This is a genomic window from Haliea sp. E1-2-M8 (assembly GCF_030649675.1).
Classification (GTDB): domain Bacteria; phylum Pseudomonadota; class Gammaproteobacteria; order Pseudomonadales; family Halieaceae; genus Haliea.
This window is the reverse complement of the sequence record NZ_JAUTDR010000084.1, coordinates 1-800: the sequence shown is the minus strand read 5'-3', so window position 1 is coordinate 800 and position 800 is coordinate 1. Positions and strand designations below refer to the sequence as shown.

1 protein-coding gene is annotated in these 800 nt (G+C 40.6%); it reads left to right on the top strand.

The window, feature by feature from the left end:
- The first annotated feature begins 178 nt into the window (after positions 1-178).
- The gene (locus Q6D67_RS21645) at positions 179-724 is read left to right on the top strand and encodes a hypothetical protein (protein ID WP_304707921.1); all 546 of its coding nucleotides are present in this window, start codon (positions 179-181) and stop codon (positions 722-724) included.
- Positions 725-800 lie beyond the last annotated feature (76 nt).

Below are 800 nucleotides of genomic sequence, written 5' to 3'. Positions count from 1 at the left end.
GGCGATAACAAATCAACCAGATACGCCGCCTTTTTTCAAACCCTCAAACACCACTTTTGGTTATAGCTCCACGGTAAGGTTTACGCCCTCTCGCGAAAACGGTATATTCCCCGCTGGGGAATTATAAAAAAGACTGAAGTGGATAGGCTTCCGGTTGCAACTCAAAAGGTAGCGTTACATGACCATAACAAAAACATCTAGTTTCATTCTGTTAGCAACAACATGCTTTTTATTATTCGGCTGTGGAACGGCACATGTAAAAACTGATATTCAAGCAGATAATATGCATGCCTACAAAAATGTCCTTATCGAAGATGTTAGGGTTTATTCTAGTGAGGAGTCGGCTAAAACCAACGCTCCTTTACAGGAAAAGTTAAAAGACTGGGAGTTATATTCGCGCCAACAATTGCAAAGCCATGTAAATTCAAGCAAGTACACCCTAGTTGAAAATTTAGATGAGGCTAATGGAAGTACTTTATTAATCGATCTCGATATAAATGTTAAATACGGTAACCGAGCTCTACGTTGGGCTGTTGGGTTTGGCGCTGGGAAAGGCGGCGTTGATTCCACCATAACAGTTAAGGATGCCGAAACCGGCGTAGTTAAGTATAAAGCACAAGCAGATAGCGACTTATCTATGGGTGGTGCCGGAGGTGATATTGGAAATGTGCTTAAGGAGAATATTAGCAAGCTTCTTAAACAATATAGTGAAAATCAAATCTAAAAAATTTGGGTCTTCACCAAATCGTGTGGGTAGATTAGCCTTGTCATCATGAAAGATACACAGCTTTACAGTCAGA

Excerpts from the sequence above, each read along its gene's own strand:
- Q6D67_RS21645 (WP_304707921.1), top strand. The coding sequence starts at position 179 with ATGACCATAACAAAAACATCTAGTTTCATTCTGTTAGCAACAACATGC.